This window comes from Sphingopyxis granuli NBRC 100800 (assembly GCF_001591045.1).
GTDB lineage: Bacteria > Pseudomonadota > Alphaproteobacteria > Sphingomonadales > Sphingomonadaceae > Sphingopyxis > Sphingopyxis granuli.
This window is the reverse complement of sequence record NZ_BCUA01000031.1, coordinates 23,986-41,294: the sequence shown is the minus strand read 5'-3', so window position 1 is coordinate 41,294 and position 17,309 is coordinate 23,986. Positions and strand designations below refer to the sequence as shown.

At 62.3% G+C, this 17,309-nt stretch carries 12 protein-coding genes and 1 tRNA gene; 2 read left to right on the top strand and 11 right to left on the bottom strand.

Annotated elements, in window-relative coordinates:
- Positions 1-60: 60 nt before the first annotated feature.
- The 3 genes from SGR02S_RS09380 to SGR02S_RS09375 form a co-directional block, all read right to left on the bottom strand.
- Positions 61-2,613, bottom strand: coding sequence for a porin family protein (locus SGR02S_RS09380; protein WP_156483029.1), 2,553 nt, complete (start codon positions 2,611-2,613; stop codon positions 61-63).
- Between the two features lie 217 nt (positions 2,614-2,830).
- Complete coding sequence (locus SGR02S_RS20050) at positions 2,831-3,298, bottom strand: hypothetical protein (protein ID WP_156483028.1); 468 nt, start codon at positions 3,296-3,298, stop codon at positions 2,831-2,833.
- 155 nt (positions 3,299-3,453) lie between these two features.
- Positions 3,454-6,657 (bottom strand): TonB-dependent receptor, encoded by a 3,204-nt coding sequence (locus SGR02S_RS09375; protein ID WP_255211435.1) that lies wholly within the window; start codon positions 6,655-6,657, stop codon positions 3,454-3,456.
- A 553-nt stretch (positions 6,658-7,210) separates the two neighbouring features.
- Here SGR02S_RS09375 and SGR02S_RS09370 point away from each other — a divergent pair.
- Together SGR02S_RS09370 and SGR02S_RS09365 are read left to right on the top strand one after the other, a co-directional pair.
- A complete protein-coding gene (locus SGR02S_RS09370; RefSeq protein WP_076077957.1) occupies positions 7,211-7,723 on the top strand; it encodes an RNA polymerase sigma factor in 513 nt (170 codons plus the stop codon).
- Positions 7,720-8,748, top strand: coding sequence for a FecR family protein (locus tag SGR02S_RS09365; RefSeq protein WP_067108399.1), 1,029 nt, complete (start codon positions 7,720-7,722; stop codon positions 8,746-8,748). Before SGR02S_RS09370 ends, SGR02S_RS09365 begins: the two co-directional genes overlap by 4 nt.
- A 57-nt stretch (positions 8,749-8,805) precedes the next feature.
- Here SGR02S_RS09365 and SGR02S_RS09360 read toward each other — a convergent pair whose 3' ends face one another.
- The 8 genes from SGR02S_RS09360 to mltG all read right to left on the bottom strand — a co-directional run bounded on the left by SGR02S_RS09360 (position 8,806) and on the right by mltG (position 17,300).
- Complete coding sequence (locus tag SGR02S_RS09360; RefSeq protein ID WP_255211434.1) at positions 8,806-9,243, bottom strand: DUF2147 domain-containing protein; 438 nt, start codon at positions 9,241-9,243, stop codon at positions 8,806-8,808.
- 205 nt (positions 9,244-9,448) lie between these two features.
- Positions 9,449-12,802 carry a TonB-dependent receptor gene (locus tag SGR02S_RS09355; RefSeq protein ID WP_082797070.1) on the bottom strand — a complete coding sequence of 1,118 codons (3,354 nt, stop codon included), beginning with the start codon at positions 12,800-12,802 and terminating at the stop codon, positions 9,449-9,451.
- Between the two features lie 93 nt (positions 12,803-12,895).
- Positions 12,896-13,993, bottom strand: a complete 1,098-nt coding sequence (locus SGR02S_RS09350) for a FecR family protein (protein WP_067108395.1) — start codon at positions 13,991-13,993, stop codon at positions 12,896-12,898.
- On the bottom strand, positions 13,977-14,543 hold the full coding sequence (locus tag SGR02S_RS09345) for an RNA polymerase sigma factor (protein WP_067108392.1): 567 nt from the start codon (positions 14,541-14,543) through the stop codon (positions 13,977-13,979). The genes SGR02S_RS09350 and SGR02S_RS09345 overlap by 17 nt, the downstream gene beginning before the upstream one ends.
- A gap of 118 nt (positions 14,544-14,661) precedes the next feature.
- Positions 14,662-14,738: transfer RNA gene (locus tag SGR02S_RS09340), tRNA-Met, on the bottom strand.
- 53 nt (positions 14,739-14,791) lie between these two features.
- Positions 14,792-15,283: a 2'-5' RNA ligase family protein gene (locus SGR02S_RS09335; RefSeq protein ID WP_067108389.1), complete on the bottom strand. Its 492-nt coding sequence runs from the start codon at positions 15,281-15,283 to the stop codon at positions 14,792-14,794.
- Positions 15,284-15,510: 227 nt separating this feature from the next.
- Entirely contained in the window at positions 15,511-16,263 is a 753-nt protein-coding gene (locus SGR02S_RS09330; protein ID WP_067108386.1) for an alpha/beta fold hydrolase, read from the bottom strand.
- Between the two features lie 98 nt (positions 16,264-16,361).
- Positions 16,362-17,300: an endolytic transglycosylase MltG gene (gene mltG / locus SGR02S_RS09325; RefSeq protein ID WP_067108421.1), complete on the bottom strand. Its 939-nt coding sequence runs from the start codon at positions 17,298-17,300 to the stop codon at positions 16,362-16,364.
- Positions 17,301-17,309: the final 9 nt, after the last annotated feature.

The window sequence follows — 17,309 nt, the reverse complement described above, 5'->3', positions numbered from 1 at the left end:
CCTGCCCCCAGGGTCGCGCGTCCCTTGCACGGCCGGCAAGTCATGACAAGCCGGGCGCGGCTAGAAGCGTTTCCTTGCGGTCAGGCTCAGCGTGCGGCCGAGCGGGTCGATTTCGTTGCGGCTGTAGCCGGAGGGCACGCGGCCGTCGGCGAGCGTCACCCGGCGGTATCCGTTGAAGAGATTGCGGACATCGACCGAAATCTTGAGACCGTTCAGCGCGCCTTTCTTGCCCGACAGTGCGAACAGGCGATCGGGTTCGACGAACGCGGACAGGTTGAAGGTCAGCGGCGGCTTGAACCGGAAGGCCGCATCCGCATCGTCGGCCGCACCGCGCAGGCGGCCCGGGCTGCTCCAGTTGCCGCTGAGGTTCGCCCCGATGCCGCGCTTGCCCACCGAAAGCTGCATCGACAGATTGTGGCGCGACTGCCCGCCGGCGCGAAGCTGGTCGATCGCGGGGAGGCCGGACCGCGTGAGCAATTCGCTTTTCAGGCGGTAGCGGTGGTTGACGGAAACGCTGAATTGCAGCGGATCGGCGACGCTTCGCTCCCCCGCGCGCGCCTGCCCCAGGCGCAGCGCGATGCCGGAGGAGAGTTCGGCGTCGGTATCGCGGGCGATGTTAATCGCGCGGGCATCGACCGCGACCAGCCGCCCCTCCGCATCGCGCGTCACGCGCTCGGGAAAGGCCGCCTCGATCGCGGGCGTCAGCTCCGGAAACCCAGCAACGCCGCCCTTCGCGACCGACTGGCGATAGCCGAGGTTGAGCGTCAGCGCCTGGCCGCCGAGCGGGCGCAGCGTCGCGGCCAGCGACACGCTCTGCCGGCTGCCGCCGCGCAGGTCGGGATTGCCGCCGGTGATCCACAGCGGCTCGGCGACCTCCTGCCGCGCATAGTCGAACACGCGGGTCACCGTGGTGACGATCGGCGCGTCGAGCTGGTCGAAGGACGGCGCGGCCTCGGCGCGGTCGATCGACCCGCGAAGCTGGACGATGGACCACGGCGACCAGCTGACGTTCGCGCCATAGCGCTTTTGCGTGCGGCTGCCCGTCATCGCCTGCGTGCTGGCGGACAGGTCGAGCGACAGGTCGCCGAGCCACGCCGGCCCCGCCTCCCCGCGCCGCGCGATCGGCAGGCTGAGCGTCATCTGGCCGCTCGTCTGGTGGCGGGTCGTGCGGCGCTCCACCGCCCCCGCGTCCCCGCCGCCGTCACCTTCGCCCCCGCCCTCCTGCCAACTATGCGAACGGTTGCGGCTGGCGTTGGCGGTCAGGTTCCAGACCATCGGTCCGGCGGGCAGGTCGATGATGGTCTTGCGGACGTTGAGCCGCGCGCTGAGGTTTTCGCTGCGCGTCCGGCCGCGCGTGGCGAGCAACAGCGATTCGTCCCACGGGCCATAGGGATCGAAGGCCGCGTCGGCGGCGATCGCCTGCTGAATGCGCGCGCGGTCGATGCAGGTCTCCAGCAGGTTGCTCGCCCAACCCCGCGCATAGTTGATGCCGAAATTGGTCTGCCAGCTGCCGATACTGCCGTTCAGCGTCAGCGACGCGCCGAGCGCGGTCGAATCACTGGCGTTGCGCAGCGCGCGCTCGCCCGCGAAGGGGCGGGTCAGCAGGACATCGTCGGCAAAGGGCGACCAGGGGCTACCCGCCGGGATCAGAACCGACACCATCGGCAGGCCGCGCTGCCCGTCGCTGCTGCTGCGGCTGGCGTTGAGATTCAGCGAGGCGGTGAAGGCGCCGAGCGGGCGGGTGACGCCGATGGCGAGCGAGGCGGTGCGGCGCGACGATTGCAGCGTTTCATAGGCGTTGGGATCGGCGGGGTGGAGCGCGTTCGCGGTCGCGGCGAAATCGGCGAGGCCCGGCACGCCCGCCCCCGCCCCCGCGCCAGCCAGCGATTCGGGTGGGATCGCGGCGGCGGTCACCGGCTCCCCGGCGATCAGGCTGAGCGCGGGGTCGATCTCTCCGCCATCGGGAGCAGAGACGAAGCCGACGCTGTCGAAGACCCCGTCGCGCGGCGGCAGGGCGCGCGCGCTCTTGCGAAAGGCGCTGTCGGCAGCGATCCGCGCCCGCGCATTCCAGCGTATGTCACCGTCGATCGCGGTGCGGTTGGCAGACAGCTTGCCGCCATATTGGCCGCCGGCGGTCGCAAAATCGACGCCCGCATCGGCGTTCCACATCGAGAAATGCTTTTTCAGGACGAGGTTGACGACGCGCTTGCCGGCGGGTTCCCCATATTGCGCCGCGGCCTCCGGCTTCAACACCGCCAGTCGTTGCAGCGCCTCGGCCGGGTAGGAGAGGATCGAGCGGTCGAAGCCCGCGGGCTTGCCGTTGATCAGGATCACCGGCTCCTCGCCGCTCGGATCGATGAAGGGCGACAGGCGGGTCAGCAGGTCCTGGATGCTGTCGGCGCCGTGGCTGGCGATCTCCTCTTCGTCGAACTCACTCTCCGCCGCGACCTTCGCCTCACCATAGCGGTCGGCGGTGACGACGATCTCGTCGAGCTCGTCCGCGCGGCGCAGCGGCAGAATAACGCCGGGCGGGGCAGTCTCTCGCGAAACCGGCCCCGCCGCGACGTCCCCCTTATCCGTTTCGGCATGGGCCGGGACCGTAGGAACGGCCAAGCCCAGCAACAATGGGGTGGAAACTCTTCTCAGCGCAAACACATTGCGATGCCCGCCTGACCCATTTATCGAGACCGCGCCGGAAGCGGTTCGCCGTCGCTGGCCCGGAAAGGGCCGCGCCGTGGCAGCGGTGCGGCCAGTAATATCCGGTGGAGGTGCGGATGTTCCGATCATTGAATGATCGGAACATCCGCCTACTTCATTGAGTAATCACGCCTTACGGCACGATTTGCACCACAGCGACATCCATATCCGCCGCGACCCAGCAATTGCCGACCTGTACCGGGTTCTGGTCGTCGACAAACCCATTCATCGTTTCGCCATCCGGGTAATTGGTGTACTCAACCACACCCTCATATTTCGCGCTCCCGCTGTCGCAAACGGGGGGCACGGGGTTCGAAAGGTTTGTCACAACCACATTGCTCAAATCACCGTTTGCCCAGACACGAGCGGTAACGCCGTAAGCCGCGCACAAGGTTCCGGCATTATTAAACGACACATCGGCATAAGCACCGGATGAGTCTACCGTCCCGGTAACAACTGCGCCGGTGCAAGGGGTGCCATTAACGTATCCAGTACCCGTTCCTGAAATCGTCGTCGGCGCGGGCGAAAAGCTCTGGGCATAGACCGGCATCGCCGTTGTGGTTGCCAGCACTGCGATCGCGCCAATGAAAGTCTTCAACATGATCCTTCTCCTGTTATATGCGGCATAAAGGGTGCCGCTCCCCAGATGATCGTGGATATTGAATGTGGGTCCACGATCACCACCACCCCTACTCATGGGGCGATCCCTACAAAATATATCTATCCATAAAATAACCGTTCTTTATCAATCCATTATCAAAATCTCTTGCTCATATTGAACCCGATGATCCTTGGGTCGAGCGTGAAGACGTTTGTCGTCAGTCCGCTGTCGTCGCTGTTGATGAAGGCATCGGTGATCGGCGTCTTGTTGAACACATTCTTCACATAAAGCTGCATGGCAAAGCCGCTGTCGGGGCGTTCCAGCGTCATGGAGATGTTGGCATTGTCCCATGACTTCAGGCGGTCAATTGCCGTATTGTAAACGCGCGCCCAGCTCTTGCCCTGCCGATAATAATCGCCGCGCAAGGTCAAATCCCAGTCATTGATCGGAATCGTATATTGTGCGCCCAGATTGACAGTCCAATGGGGAGAGTTTGGCAGTTCGTTACCGCCAAGTTCGGCATCGAATCCCCGGCCCTGATTGGGGGCGTCGGTCGCCGGATCATATACGATTCCATAAAGATTCGACTGAGATGATCCGGCGGTAAAATTCAGCTCTCCCCGCCCACCGCAGAATGTGGACAAAATTCCATTAGCGCTTGCGTTGTTGAAATACTGACTCTCTCCGGCTTTTTCGACCAGCGCTTTCGGCGCGATGCAATTGGATGCGAGTTGAAGCCACGGCTTCACGACAACCCACTCAGGATTTCCCTGGGTGCGATTCATGACGTCGATGGACTTCATGCCGTTCGCGATGCGTGTGCCAAGATAGCCAAGATTGGCATTGAGACTGATGCGCCGCGTCGGCCGCCACAGCATCTCCAGTTCGGCGCCCCAGATATCGGCGTCAAAATTTTCATTCAGGGCAATGCGATCGACGATCTGCGAAACCTGATAATCTTTATACTTATAATAAAAGGCGGTTCCGTTGAGCGACAGCCTGCCGCCGGCCAGAAGATTTTTCGTTCCGATCTCGAACGCATCGACGCTTTCGGGTCTGTAGGTTTCGGGTTGCGGAAAAAATTGCAAGAAGGCCGGATCGGCTCCAATGCTTGGGGGATTGGCGCCGCCGCCTTTATAGCCACGGGCATAAGATGCGTAGAATAGCGTGTCGTCGGTGAAGTCGAGGCGTGGTTTCCAGTCCACGACAAACCGTCCCGTTACCCGCCCCCATTTCTGCACGATATCAGGGGATACGAAATACCCCTCATTGATAAGACCAAATCCGAAAATCCCCGTTCCCAATAGCAGCTGCGTCGGAATCGGCGTCGATATCTTCTTATCATCGGTATAGCGCAACCCGGCCGTGATTTTCAGGCGGTCGGTCGCCTGGAAATAAATTTCGCCGAAACCGGCATAGGATTCCGTTTTAGCAATATTCTGGCTGCGGAAATAATTATGTCCGTTTCCATTGAGCGAACTCAGGGGATTGGGGTCGACATATGTACAATCTCTTCCACCAGGCCATCCAGTGCAATCAATAACTACGCCGGAGGTGTTTCCTGTGCCCAACACCGTTCTAGAAATGGCGGTGAAAAGATTATTGAATACATAATAATCTTCATTTATCTTAAAATTTAGATAGTTCACGCCAAGGTTGAATTCGACCCTTCCATCAAAGGAGGATTGCAGGCGAAACTCTTGATACCATTGTTTGCTGCGGGAATTCACCATATCCGCGCCGAGAATCTTGGCAGATTCGCCCAATTGCGGATCGTCTAAAATGCCTCCAATCGCAATGCCTTTGGACGGCAACGGCCTCGTTCTGAGGGCGTATAAAACACTAGAATCATTGAAAACATCGTCACTGTTAATTCTATTATAGTCCTGAATACTGTTATACGAGTCTTTTGAATAGGATGTGTTTGAATAAAATTTCAGATAATCCCCCAAGCCCGCCTCGATATTTAACTGAAAAATATCATTCTTTGCACGAAACTGAGGATCTATGGCGGTCGCGATCTCGCGGAGATTTCGAGACTGCGTTATTCCCGCATAAGGGTCTTGGGTTGCATCGATCAACATGATCGGTGTGGCATTTGCGCCCATAGCCCCGGCGTTATACCCAAGGGCGATCAGGGAGGCGGCTGCGTTGACGTATGGCAGGGAAAAACCACTGGGAACGCCATAGGCTCCGTCGTCATATAGGGAACCGGGCAGGCAGCCCTGACTCAATGAGCCACGGGCTACCAGCATGTTCGTGAGATCCTTACTCCCGATGCTGGCGGGACCAGGATCGGTATGACAAAGCTGCTTACCTGTCCGTGAACGGTCGTCATTCTCGTAAAAATGCTCCCAGATCGCGTTGATTTGGAAACGGTCGCTCGGCTCCCAAGCGGCACTGACACGCGTGGACCACAGGTCGCGACCATTTACTTTACGTTCGGTCACCGTGTTATAATCATAGCCGTCGCGGCTGGTCCAAGCGCCCGCCGCCCGAACGGCCAGCGTGTCGCCCAGCGGAATATTGATCATCCCGTTCGCCCGCATGGCGCTGTAATTGCCGGTCTCCAGCTTCAGATCGGCAGCTAAATCGCCCGGCTCGGCGATATTGGGGAGCATGTTGACGACGCCGCCGGTCGCGTTGCGTCCATAGAGTGTACCCTGTGGACCGCGCAGCACCTCAACGCGCGCGACGTCGAAATACTCCTGTTCAAACAGGCGATTGCGGATCAAGGGAGTGTTGTTGAAGCTGATGGCGACGGCAGGATCGGACGAAACGGAGAGAGCCTTGGTACCGATGCCGCGAATCGAGAAATTGTAGCTGGCGAAATTGCTTTTCGAGAAGCTGACGTTCGGGACGGCGCGGACCAGTTCCGATCCGCCCTCGATCTTCTGTTCATCGAGCGACTTGGCGGAGAAGGCCGAGACCGAAATCGGCACGTCCTGAATCGATTCCACGCGCTTTTGCGCGGTGACGACGATTTCCTGATTGGCCGCCGGCTCAGCGGCAGATGCGGGGGAGGGAACGGCGTTTCCCACCGGCGTTACGACGAAGATGTTGCCGTCGCGGCGATAGGTCAGGCCGGTTCCGCGCAGCAGCATGCGCAGCGCCGTGTCGGGATCGGCGCGATTCTTGACTCCCTGCGTCATCTTGCCGCGCACGACCGCGGTGTCCGCCATCACGGTCATGCCGTTCTGCAGCCCGAAATCCTTCAGGGCACGGCCGAGCGGTTGCGCTGGAATATTGTAATTGACCAGGCTGTCTCGCGCGGCGGCGGGCGTCGCAGCCATGACAAGACCGCCAATAGCGACGCTTCCCAAAAGAATGTGCTGTAATGCAGACGCGCGAAGACGCATGTGTTTACTCTCCCCTGTTATAGTTATCGGGGCTCGACTCTACACATGATCCACCCCGCCACTAACATAGACGTAAATTGCGCTCGGGAGGGGGGTCGAGTTTCGAAAATTTTTTTGGGGCGCGGTTTCGGCGGGGGGTGGGGAACTGCCACCCGCTCACCTTCGTCATCCCGGACTTGATCCGGGATGACGATTAAAAAGTCCGGGATGACGATTAGGGCATCGTGCGTTAAATCTGCAATGCCTCTTATCCGTTCGTGTCGAGCGAAGTCGAGACACCCATCGGCGTAACGCAAGGCCGATGGGTGTCTCGACTTCGCTCGACACGAACGGGACGGTGAGTCAGATTTAAGGCTCGATGCTCTAAAAAGTCCGGGATGACGATTAACGAGGGGGCGGGAAAGATATTTCGCACCCCGACCCCCCTGTTTGCCGTCGCGCGCGTCTACTCCGGTAAGCGCACGCAGGGTGCGACACGATCGTGGACGTTACGAATGACGGGTGAGACGGGCGATGGCTGGCATCTCCTGCCCTTTCGGGGCATGGGTTGATGATGGCTGCGCGGCGCGAAGACCCCGATATCGGCGCATGGATGACGACCTATGGCCCGGGTCTTCGGCGGTATTTCAGGCGCCGCGTTTCCGAAGCGGATGTGGACGATCTGGTGCAGGATGTTTTCCTGCGGCTGCAATCGGCGCGGTTGAACGCGGCGATCGACAATGTCGAAGGCTATCTGTTCGCCACCGCGCACAATGTGCTGGTCAGCCGCTACCGCGAACAGGCGGCGCGCGTCACCCTGCTGCATGAAGAATGGAGCGACAGCCTGGGAGGCAGCGACCCGCTGTCCCCCGAGCGCATCGCCATCGGACAAGAGGAATATCGACGCGTGGTCACAGCGATCTGCAATCTGCCGCCGCGGACGCGCGAAGCCTTCGAACTGCACCGGTTCGATAATCTGACCTATCCGGCGATCGCGGAACGCATGGGCATCAGCCGCGAGTCCGTGAAGGACCTGATGCACCGCGCGCTCGTCCGCATCGCCGAAGAGATGGAGGCCGGCCAATGAGCGGCGACCGATCCACCGGGCGCGCCGCGCTTCGATCCGAAGCCGCGCACTGGTACAACCAGCAGCTTTCCGGCGACATGACGGCGGAGGAGGAATATCGCTTTCAGGACTGGATCGGCCAGTCCGCCGCGCACCGCGATGCCTATCGGTCGATCGACCGCGCATGGTCGATTGCCGGCGCCGCGGCATCGGACCCCGCCCTGTCGGGCGCGGCCTCCCCATATGGCGAGCCGGACGTCGAGGACGCGCCGGCGCCGGGCTGGCGGGGATGGGGAAAGAGGCTGGGCCGGCGGCGGGGACTTGCGGTCGCCGCCTCCGTCCTGCTGACGGTCGGGATCGGCTGGACCACCCTGCCCGGCCTGCTGTTCGCCGAGCGCGACCACGCCGCGCAGGCTTTCCAGACCGAAACGGGACAGCGGACCACGATCACCCTTCCCGACGGATCGGTCGTGACGCTCGATTCCGATACTGAGATGCGCTTCGCCGACGCCCCCGACCAGCGCCGCGTCGACCTGGTTCGCGGCCGCGCCTTCTTCCAGGTCGCCAGCAACCGCGCCCGGCCCTTCATCGTCAACGCCGACGGCAAGACGGTGCGCGCGGTCGGGACCGCCTTCGAGGTCAGCATGGACGGGGGCGAAGTGGCCATCGTCCTCGCCGAAGGAAAGGTCCGGGTCGAAGAGCCCGCGACCGGCCCCGGCAACGGCACCGACATGACCCCCGGCCGCCAGCTGGTCATCAGCCCGGACCGCCGCTGGACGCTGAGCAACGTCGATGTGAAGAAGGAGACGAGCTGGACCGAGGGGCGGCTCGTCTTCATGCACGACCCGCTGTCGAAGGCGGTCGCGGAGGTCAATCGCTATTCGACGCGAAAGCTGACGTTCAAGGACGGCAGCATCCCCGACAAGCAGATCGTCGGCGTCTTCTCGGCCGGGGACATCGACGGCTTCGTGAAGGCGCTCGAGCTCTATGGCATAGCGAAGCGCGTTTCGACGACGAGCGACGAGATCATCCTGACCGAGGATTGATCGGCGGTTCGATCCGGACGGGATGATGCGCCGGATCACCGGCGCACCGTTCCGGATTCAGCGCGCGCGGGTCCAGACCTTGGTCCGGCAGAAGACCGCCGCCTTGCAGCCCTTCACTTCCAACTTTCCGTCGGCCCGCAGGGTGAGAGAGCCCTTCGCGGCGCCGTCGCCCGTCTCCGGATCGTAAAGCGGGCCACCCTTCCATTCGCGCGGGCCGCCTTCGAAGCCGCGCAGGACGACCAGCCCCTTCAATCGCCGGTCGCGCAAGGCGCGGTCGGGGTTCTTCACGTCGCGCTGGTCGGGATTGGCACGCAGGGGAGCGGCATCGTCCACCTTGCCGCAGATGGCGGTGCCGCAGCGATACAGTTCGACGCGGCCCCCCTGGCTGCCGGTCGACCACAGACCGGTGATGGCGCCGCCCCCCTGCGGCGCGGCGGCCACGGTCCCTCCCCCCGTGGCCGCGATCAGGATCGTCATCAGGATCGTCTTTTTCATGCTGCCTCTTTTCCGCTCCGAGTCTGTCACGACGTCGTTTTCTTTCCTGAAAGAAAGACGAATAGTTCGACAGAATTGAGGCAAGCCGGCTTGAATCCGGCGCGCGGCGCCTTCCCGTACTCTCTCAGAAAAATCGGGCCGATGCTTGCCGGGAGCAAGCGCGGCATCGGCCCGAGGTTACCCAGTGGAGTGGGTGGAGAGGACTCTAGAATCTTTTGGCGATGCTGAACCCGATGATGCGCGGATCGAGCGTGAAGACGTTGGTCGTCAGACCGGTATCGTCGCTGTTCAGGAAGGAGTCGGTGATCGGCGACTTGTTGAAGACATTCTTCACATAGGCCTCGAACGTCAGGTCCTCGGGACCTTCGACACGAAGCGAAAGATTGAAGTTGGTCCAACTACGCAGTCGGTCGTAGGGGTTGCTGTTATAGACACGAGCCCAGCTCTTCGCCTGCCAATAGGCGTCACCACGGATCGTCGCGCTCCAGTCCTGATCGAAATCGACTGTGTACTGTGCGCCCAGATTGGCCGTCCAACGCGGCGAGTTAGGCAGTTCATTACCGCTGAGATCGGCCTTTAGACCGGCCCCGCCGTTCAATTCCGGATAGTTGTTGAAATCATAGCGTGCACCACCAAAGGCAGGATCAGTAATGAGCGGTGGGAAGAGCCCGCCGATCAAGCCTTTCACCCCACCGCACATGCCATAAAATTGGACAAGGCCCTGCCTCGTTCTGGCCCATTCCGCTGCAACATGCGTAGGAATAACGCAATTCGATGGCAGCTGCATCCACGGTTTTACAAGCGTATAGTCAGGATCGCCCTGGGTACGATTCATGATGTCGATCGATGTCTCGCCCTTGCCGATCTTGGTGCGGAGATAGCCGAGATTGGCGTTAATCCGAAGATTGCGCGTTGGTGCGAACACCGTCTCGAATTCCAGCCCCCATACCTTAGCATCGAAGTTCTCGTTTACGGCCGTCCGATCCCTGATCTGGGAAACCTGATAATCCTTGTAATCATAGTAAAAGGCAGAGGCGTTCAACGTGAGCTTTCCGTTCAACAACGTGTTTTTGGCGCCGATTTCGAAAGCATCGACGAATTCTGGCTCGAAGGTCGGACCATATTCCACGGCTGTCAGCGTCAGAGGCGGGAACATCCCGAAAGTCTTGTAAACGTTGAAAACGTTCTCAGGCATTCCATCGGCGAGCGCGTTGGCTATAAATTCTTCCTCGGTCGCGAAACCTGGACTGGGGGGGTTGGCGCCACCCCCTTTATAGCCGCGCGAATAGAAGCCGTAGAGCATCGTATCATCGGTGAATCCCAAGTACGGCTTCCAATCGAGGCCAACTCGCCCTGTCCATTCACTCCATTTTTGTTTGATAGCTGAATTCTCGGGATATCCGGAAGAAACAGTCCCACCGGCGAAAATGCTCCGCGCTAACAAAACTTGCGACGGAACCGGGATAAACGTCTTGCGATCTTCCGTGTAGCGAAGGCCTGCAGTCAATTTAAGGTTGTCGCGGATGTTCCAATAAACTTCTCCGAAAAGTGCCGAAGATTGGAGTTTGTACGGATTTTTGGAACGGAAGTAATTGTGGCCATTCCCATCGATACTTTCGATTGGGTTAGGATCGACGTAAGGACAATAGGCAAGAGGATTGCTCGCCTCGACAGGTTGACTGCTGCCCTGGGTATTTGGGCATACAGATGGATCCCATGGGACGCCACTAAAGTATGTCGAATTATTGAACCCGCCTCCCCAGGCCATTGCGCTCAGGACATTGTACATGACATAATAGTCATTTAACGTCTTAAATCGCGTATAATTTGCTCCGAAGCTGAAATTAAACGGTCCATCGAAAGATGATTGCAGTCGGATTTCTTGGTTAAATTGCTTTGATTTCGCCTGGCTTATATCAAGCCCTGCGAGCGTGTTCGAGCATCCAATCTGGGGATCGCAGAATATTCCACCAGGTATCATATCTTTATATTCGCTCGGCCCTACTCCCTTGTGGAGAACTAATCTGCTCGTATCTGTAAATATTGGAAGGCTGGTAAAACGATTATAATCTTGTAATGAGTACACCTTGTCGGAATTATAGGCGGTCTGGGATGTAAAAGTCAGTTCCGGCGTGACATCGATATCGATATTGAACTGGAGGAGATCAGCTTTCGCGCGGTACCTCGGATCGCGGATCGAGTTGACTTCTCGCAGGTTGCGAGACTGCATAAGGCCGCCATAGGGGTCGATAGGCTGGATAACAGATTGAAAGCCACTGGACTTGTCTGGATCTACCCCGATACCCAGCCCCGCGTCCTTGTACGCCACGCCTGCTAGGATGAAACTATAGGATAAGCCGTTGGGCGTACCAAAGGCGGCATCATCATAAAGACTTCCAGGCTTGCATCCCTGGCCAAACAGCGCCCTGCGAATTTCGGGGGTTATGTCTTGCAGCGCTCCATCGGCCAGATCGACCCCGCCGACATGCGTCGGCCCATCGTCACGATGGCAAAGCTGCTTGCCAGTACGCGAGCGATTGTCGTCTTCGTTGAACCGCTCCCAGATCGCACTCGCGCGAAACCAGGGTGCCGGCTCGAACGCAACCGATGTGCGAAGTGACCAGAGGTCGCGGCCGTTGATGCGGTTCTTGGTCGTCGCGTTATAGTCATAGCCGCTGCGCTGGGTCATCGAACCCGCGACGCGCACCGCCAGCACGTCGTCGACCAGCGGCACATTGAGCATCGCGAGCAGGCGGCGGCTGTTGTAATTGCCGACCTCGCCCTTGAGATTGCCCTCGAACGTGGAAAGCTTGGGCTTGGCGGTGATCAGGTTGACGACGCCGCCGGTTGCGTTCCGCCCGTAGAGCGTGCCCTGCGGTCCGCGCAGAACCTCGACCCGCTCCATGTCGAAGAATTCCTGTTCGAAGAAGCGGTTGTGGATCAGGCTGCTGTTGTTGAAGGCGACGGCAACGCCGGGGTCGCTGGTCGCCGAGATCGACTTGGTACCGACGCCGCGGATCGACAGGTTGTAGCCGGTGAAGTTCGACTTGCTGAACGTCAGGTTCGGCACGGCCCGCATGATGTCGGGGCCGCCCTCGATCTTCTGTTCTTCCAGATTCTTCTGCGACAGCGCAGTAACTGCGATCGGTACATCCTGCACCGATTCCACGCGCTTCTGCGCGGTGACGACGATCTCGTTGCCGCGATAGTCATCGGCGGCGGCCTGCGCGCCGTTTCCCACCGGCTTCACCAGCCAGGCGCCCGACGGGTCGCGCACCAGTTCAGTATCCGCACCGGCGAGCAGGCGGCGCAGCGCCTCTTCGGCGCCGAGGGTGCCTTTGACGCCGGCGGTGCGCCGCCCGCGAAGGTCGGCGGCGTTGAACATCACCTCGACATGCGCCTGCCGCGAATAGGCGCGCAGGCCAGCGACCAGATCGCCAGCGGGAATGTTGAATTCGCTCTGTCGCGCGGCCGGCGCCTGGGCCTGCGCGGCCGAGACGGCCGAAAGCACGCTCGTCGAACCGAGCAGAACGGCGAACGCAATTTTCCTGAGCTGCATATTTCCTCCCCCATGTTGTACCGCTCTGAACGCGGCTGCTATTGAGGAATACGAAGCGGCTTTTCTTTTCCGGTACGCTGCGCGCGCGGACGGTCAGATTTTTTTGAGAAGCAGTTCGCCCGGTCCATCGCGAACACTCTGCACGTCGAAACCCTGCCGCAGCAGGCGAAGGAAGCCTTCGACGTTGGTCGCGCGGAACGATCCGTCGACGATGACGCCGGTCGCCGACGGATCGACGACGAGCTGGACCTGGTTGTAGCGGTTGAACTCCGCGGCGACCTCGCCCAGCGGGCGGCCCTCGAAGATCAGCAGACCGTCGCGCCAGCTCAGCGCCATGTCGATCGCCGCCGCGCTGAGCGGGCGGACGATGGGGGCGGCGCCGGTGGCGGTGGCGGCCTGCCCCGCCGAGGCGAAGATGGGCCGCGCGGAGGCGCCGCCGGTCGCGGGCGGATCGATGCGGACACGGCCTTCGGTGACGACGACGTCGATGTCGCCGCCGCGCAGCTTGACGGTGAAGGCGGTGCCGACGGCGGTGACGCGCCACGCCCCGGCATGGACGACGAAGGGGCGCGCCGGATTCTTCGCGACCTTGAAGAAGGCTTCGCCCCGTTCGAGGTCGAGGCGGCGCACCGCCTTCGTATAGGCGATGTCGAGGCGCGAATTGGTGTTGAGGTCGACGCGCGATCCGTCAGCCAACGGGAAACGCTGAAAGCCGCCGACGGCGGTGGCGTAAGTCTCGGCGGCGGTGAGGTTCCGATAGATCGGGACGCTGGCCAGCGCGAGCGAGGCGGCGATGGCGGCGGGCCAGAGCCAGCGGCGGCGCGGGTTATCCACCGCGCCGTCCCCCACCTCCGTTCGTGCTGAGCTTGTCGAAGCACCGTCCTGCTCTTGGCGAGGTCGAAAGAAAGAACGGCCCTTCGACAAGCTCAGGGCGAACGGCTTGGGGGGAGGAGAGACAAGTTCAGCACGAACGGAATTGGAAGCTTCCGCCTCCCCACTCCGCAGCGCCGACACGCGCAGGCGGCCCGCCTTGCGCCACACGGTTTCGAGGCGGATCACGGCGATGCGGTGCGCGGTTTCCTCCGCGACCCAACGGTCGAACGCGGCCTGATCGGCGTCGGACCAGCCGTCGCCTTCGCGGCGCACCAGCCATTCGGCGGCGGTCTGCTCGATATCAGCGGCGCTTTTCATCGCTGTCCGCCTTTCCATCATCCGCGCCCGGCGCCGATCGGGACGCGGTATTCCAGAAGCGATCCGCCAGGATCCGCATCGCCTTCACCATCTGCTTCTCGACCGTCGCTTCCGACACGCCCATCTTCTCCGCCGTCTCGCGCTGCGACAGTTCGTCGATCCGGCGCAGCACGAACGTCTCGCGGCACCGCGCCGGAAGGTCGCCCAGCGCCGCTTCGAGCCGCGCCAGTTCCTGACGGCCGCTTAGAATGCGGTCGGCCGATATGTCATCCGATAATACGTTCAGCGCGTCCAAATCCGCCATCAGGTCGATCGGGACGACACGGCTTTTCCGCAGCCGGTCGATCAGCAGGTTGCGCGCGACGCTGAACAGGAAGAAGCGCGCAACCGGCGGGCGCTGCCTGCCCGCGCCCTGATAAACGCGGACATAGACCTCCTGCCGCAGGTCGGCGACCTCCGACGCGTCGGGCCAGACGCGCCGCAGATAGGCGGTCAGCGCGCCCTCGAACGGCAGAATCTGTTCGGCAAACCATTGATCCAGATCGTCCATCGCGCGGCCGAATCCTCCCTCGCGCGAGGGTGTGCGGAAATGGGGCGATGTCAAGACGGCGTGGATGCGAAGCCTCGCGGCGGCAGGAAACCAAGGAAAAGCATCGTTTTTGGTGGTTTGGTAGCGGAGGAGGGACTCGAACCCCCGACACGCGGATTATGATTCCGCTGCTCTAACCGGCTGAGCTACTCCGCCCCGAAAGGCCGCCCGTGGGCGAGCCGCGCCTATAAGCAGGCGGTCTGCGCCGGTCAATATCGTCCGCGCATGCCGCGAAAATTCCTTTCGAACGCCGTTTCCCACGGCCCGCCGCGGTAATGGTGGGCGGCGAGGCCCGCGATCGCCAGCGGCCGGGCCCGGAAATCGCGCCGCAGTTCGGCGAGCAGCTTGCGCGCCGCTGCTGGATCGGCCTTGTTCTGCACCGTGATGTGCAGGCGCGGCGTGCCGCGGTCCTGCGCGGCGAGCAGGCCCGCGAAACGGTCCGCGATGCGCGCCCGGATCGCCAGCAGGTCGGGGCTTTCGACGCGAAAGGCGACGCCGCGATCGAGCAGGTAGATGTCCGAAACACGCGCCACCGGCGGCGGCGTGTCGGCGACGATGGCGCGGATCAGCCGGGCGAGTTCGTCGAGGGCCGATGGCGGCAGATGATGGAACAGCGTGATATGCGACGCTACGCGGTTGCGTCCCGGCGGATAATGGGCGGTCCGCAGCGCGTCGAAGAAGCGCTGGTCGGCCGCGCCCATCGTTGCGGTAACGACGACGGGCGCGGCGCCAGAGGCCCGGACGGGAGGGGGATTGCCCGGGTCGCCAGTCACGAGAAGGGATGGGCGCGGCGGGAGGGGGGATGGCCATCGTCCATGGGACGCCCTTTCTCGATGTCCAGCGCTTTCGGCCAATCCTTTGCGGCAATCCAATCGATTTCCTGGGTCACAATGATCGCCTGCGCCGATGAGAGCGAAAAAGCGCCCCGTTACAAACCGTTCCAGAAGCGATGCAGCGCCGCCGCGACCGCTTGCGGGCGTTCGGCGATCGCCCAATGCCCCGCATCCTCGATGACCGTCAGCGGCGTGCCGGTGCGGGCGGCGAAGCGCTGCGCCACCGCCAGAGCGACATAGGGATCGTTCGCGCCCCAGATCAGCGCGCCCCGCGCAGGAAGGTCCGGAAGGTCGCGCGCCCAGTCGTGCCGGAAGCTGAGCCCCTTCGCCGAGCGGTAGAGGCGCAGGATCGCGCGGCGCTTGTCCCTGCCCGCCCATTGCCGCGCCTCTTCCTCCGCAATGGCGGCGGGAAGCCCCTGCGCGACGAGTCCCTTCGCCAGCGCCGCCGGACGGCTCAGCGCCATGAAGATTTCGCCGAGCAGCGGCGTGTTCCAGATCCGCGCGATGCGGTGGCCGCGATAATCGGGGTCGATCACGGCGTTCGACACCGCCCAGCTTCGGATGAGGCCGGGGCGCAGCATCGCGACGCGCTGCGCGATCAGGGCGCCCCAGTCGTGGCCGACGATGTCGATCGGGCCATGCACGCGCGCCAGCGCCGCCGCCTCCCCCACCGCCCAGTCGGCATAGGCCTCTTTCGTCGCGGGGAAATGCGCGGGCAGCAGGGCCGTGAAGCCGGGCAGCGCGGGGGCCGCAACCGGCGCATCGCCGAGGTCGAGCGCGTCGAGCAGCGGGCGCCAGACCGCAGGGCTGTCGGGAACGCCGTGGAGGAAGAGTTTCGCGGTCGCCATCGTCGCTTCGCCTTTCCTTCGCCCTTCCGAACGCGCGGCCCTATCCGTATGGCGCAAGGCTGCCAGCCGCCCCAGCTTTCACCGCGACGGCGCTTGTCCTACATCTCCCCGCGCTCGCGCCGGATCTCATACCATTTCTGCACATTGGCATTATGCTCGGACAGCGTGCGCGCAAAGATATGGCCGCCGTCGCCCTTGGCGACGAAGAAGAGATAGTCGTTGGGTTCAGGGTCGAGAACCGCCGCGATCGACGCCTTGCCGGGATTGGCGATCGGCCCCTTCGGCAGACCGACCATCGCATAGGTGTTGTAGCCGTTCACCGCCTGGATTTCGGACCGCAGGATACGACGGCCGAGCGGCTTACCCCTGGTGATCGGATAGATGATCGTCGGATCGGCCTGCAGCTTCATGCCGACCGCGAGCCGGTTGGTATAGACGCCCGCGACGGTGCGACGCTCGGCGGGGACGCCGGTTTCCTTCTCGACGATCGAGGCGAGCGTGATCGCCTCGCCCCGGTCCTTCGCCGCGGTGCGCGGGGTGCGTTTCGCCCAGAGCTCGGCAAAGGCCTTATCCATCGCCGCCTGCATCCGCTTCAGCACCGCGGCACGGCTTTCGCCGGTGGTGAAGGCATAGGTATCGGGCAACACGCTGCCCTCCGCGGGCACCGCCACCTCGCCCGTCAGGCGCGGTTCGGCCATCAATCGCTCCCACACCATGATCGAGGGCATGCCTTCGGGAATCATCACGAAGCGCTGCACGGTCTTGCCCGACTGCAGCAGCGCGAGGATATCGCCCGCGCCCATGCCCTTCTTCACTTCATATTCGCCGGGTTTGATCGGCTTGTCCGAGCCGAGGAAGCGCGCCCGGTTGCGGAAGGCGGACGCCGACACGACCCCCGCCTTCTCGAGGATCTCTCCCGCCTTCGCGATGCTCGCGCCCGGCGGGATGACGACCACCGTATCGCGCGGCGCGCCGCCCGAGCAGGCGGCGAGCAGCAGCGCGAAGATCGCAATCGTCAGCCAGCGAAACGGACGCACCAAAGTCTC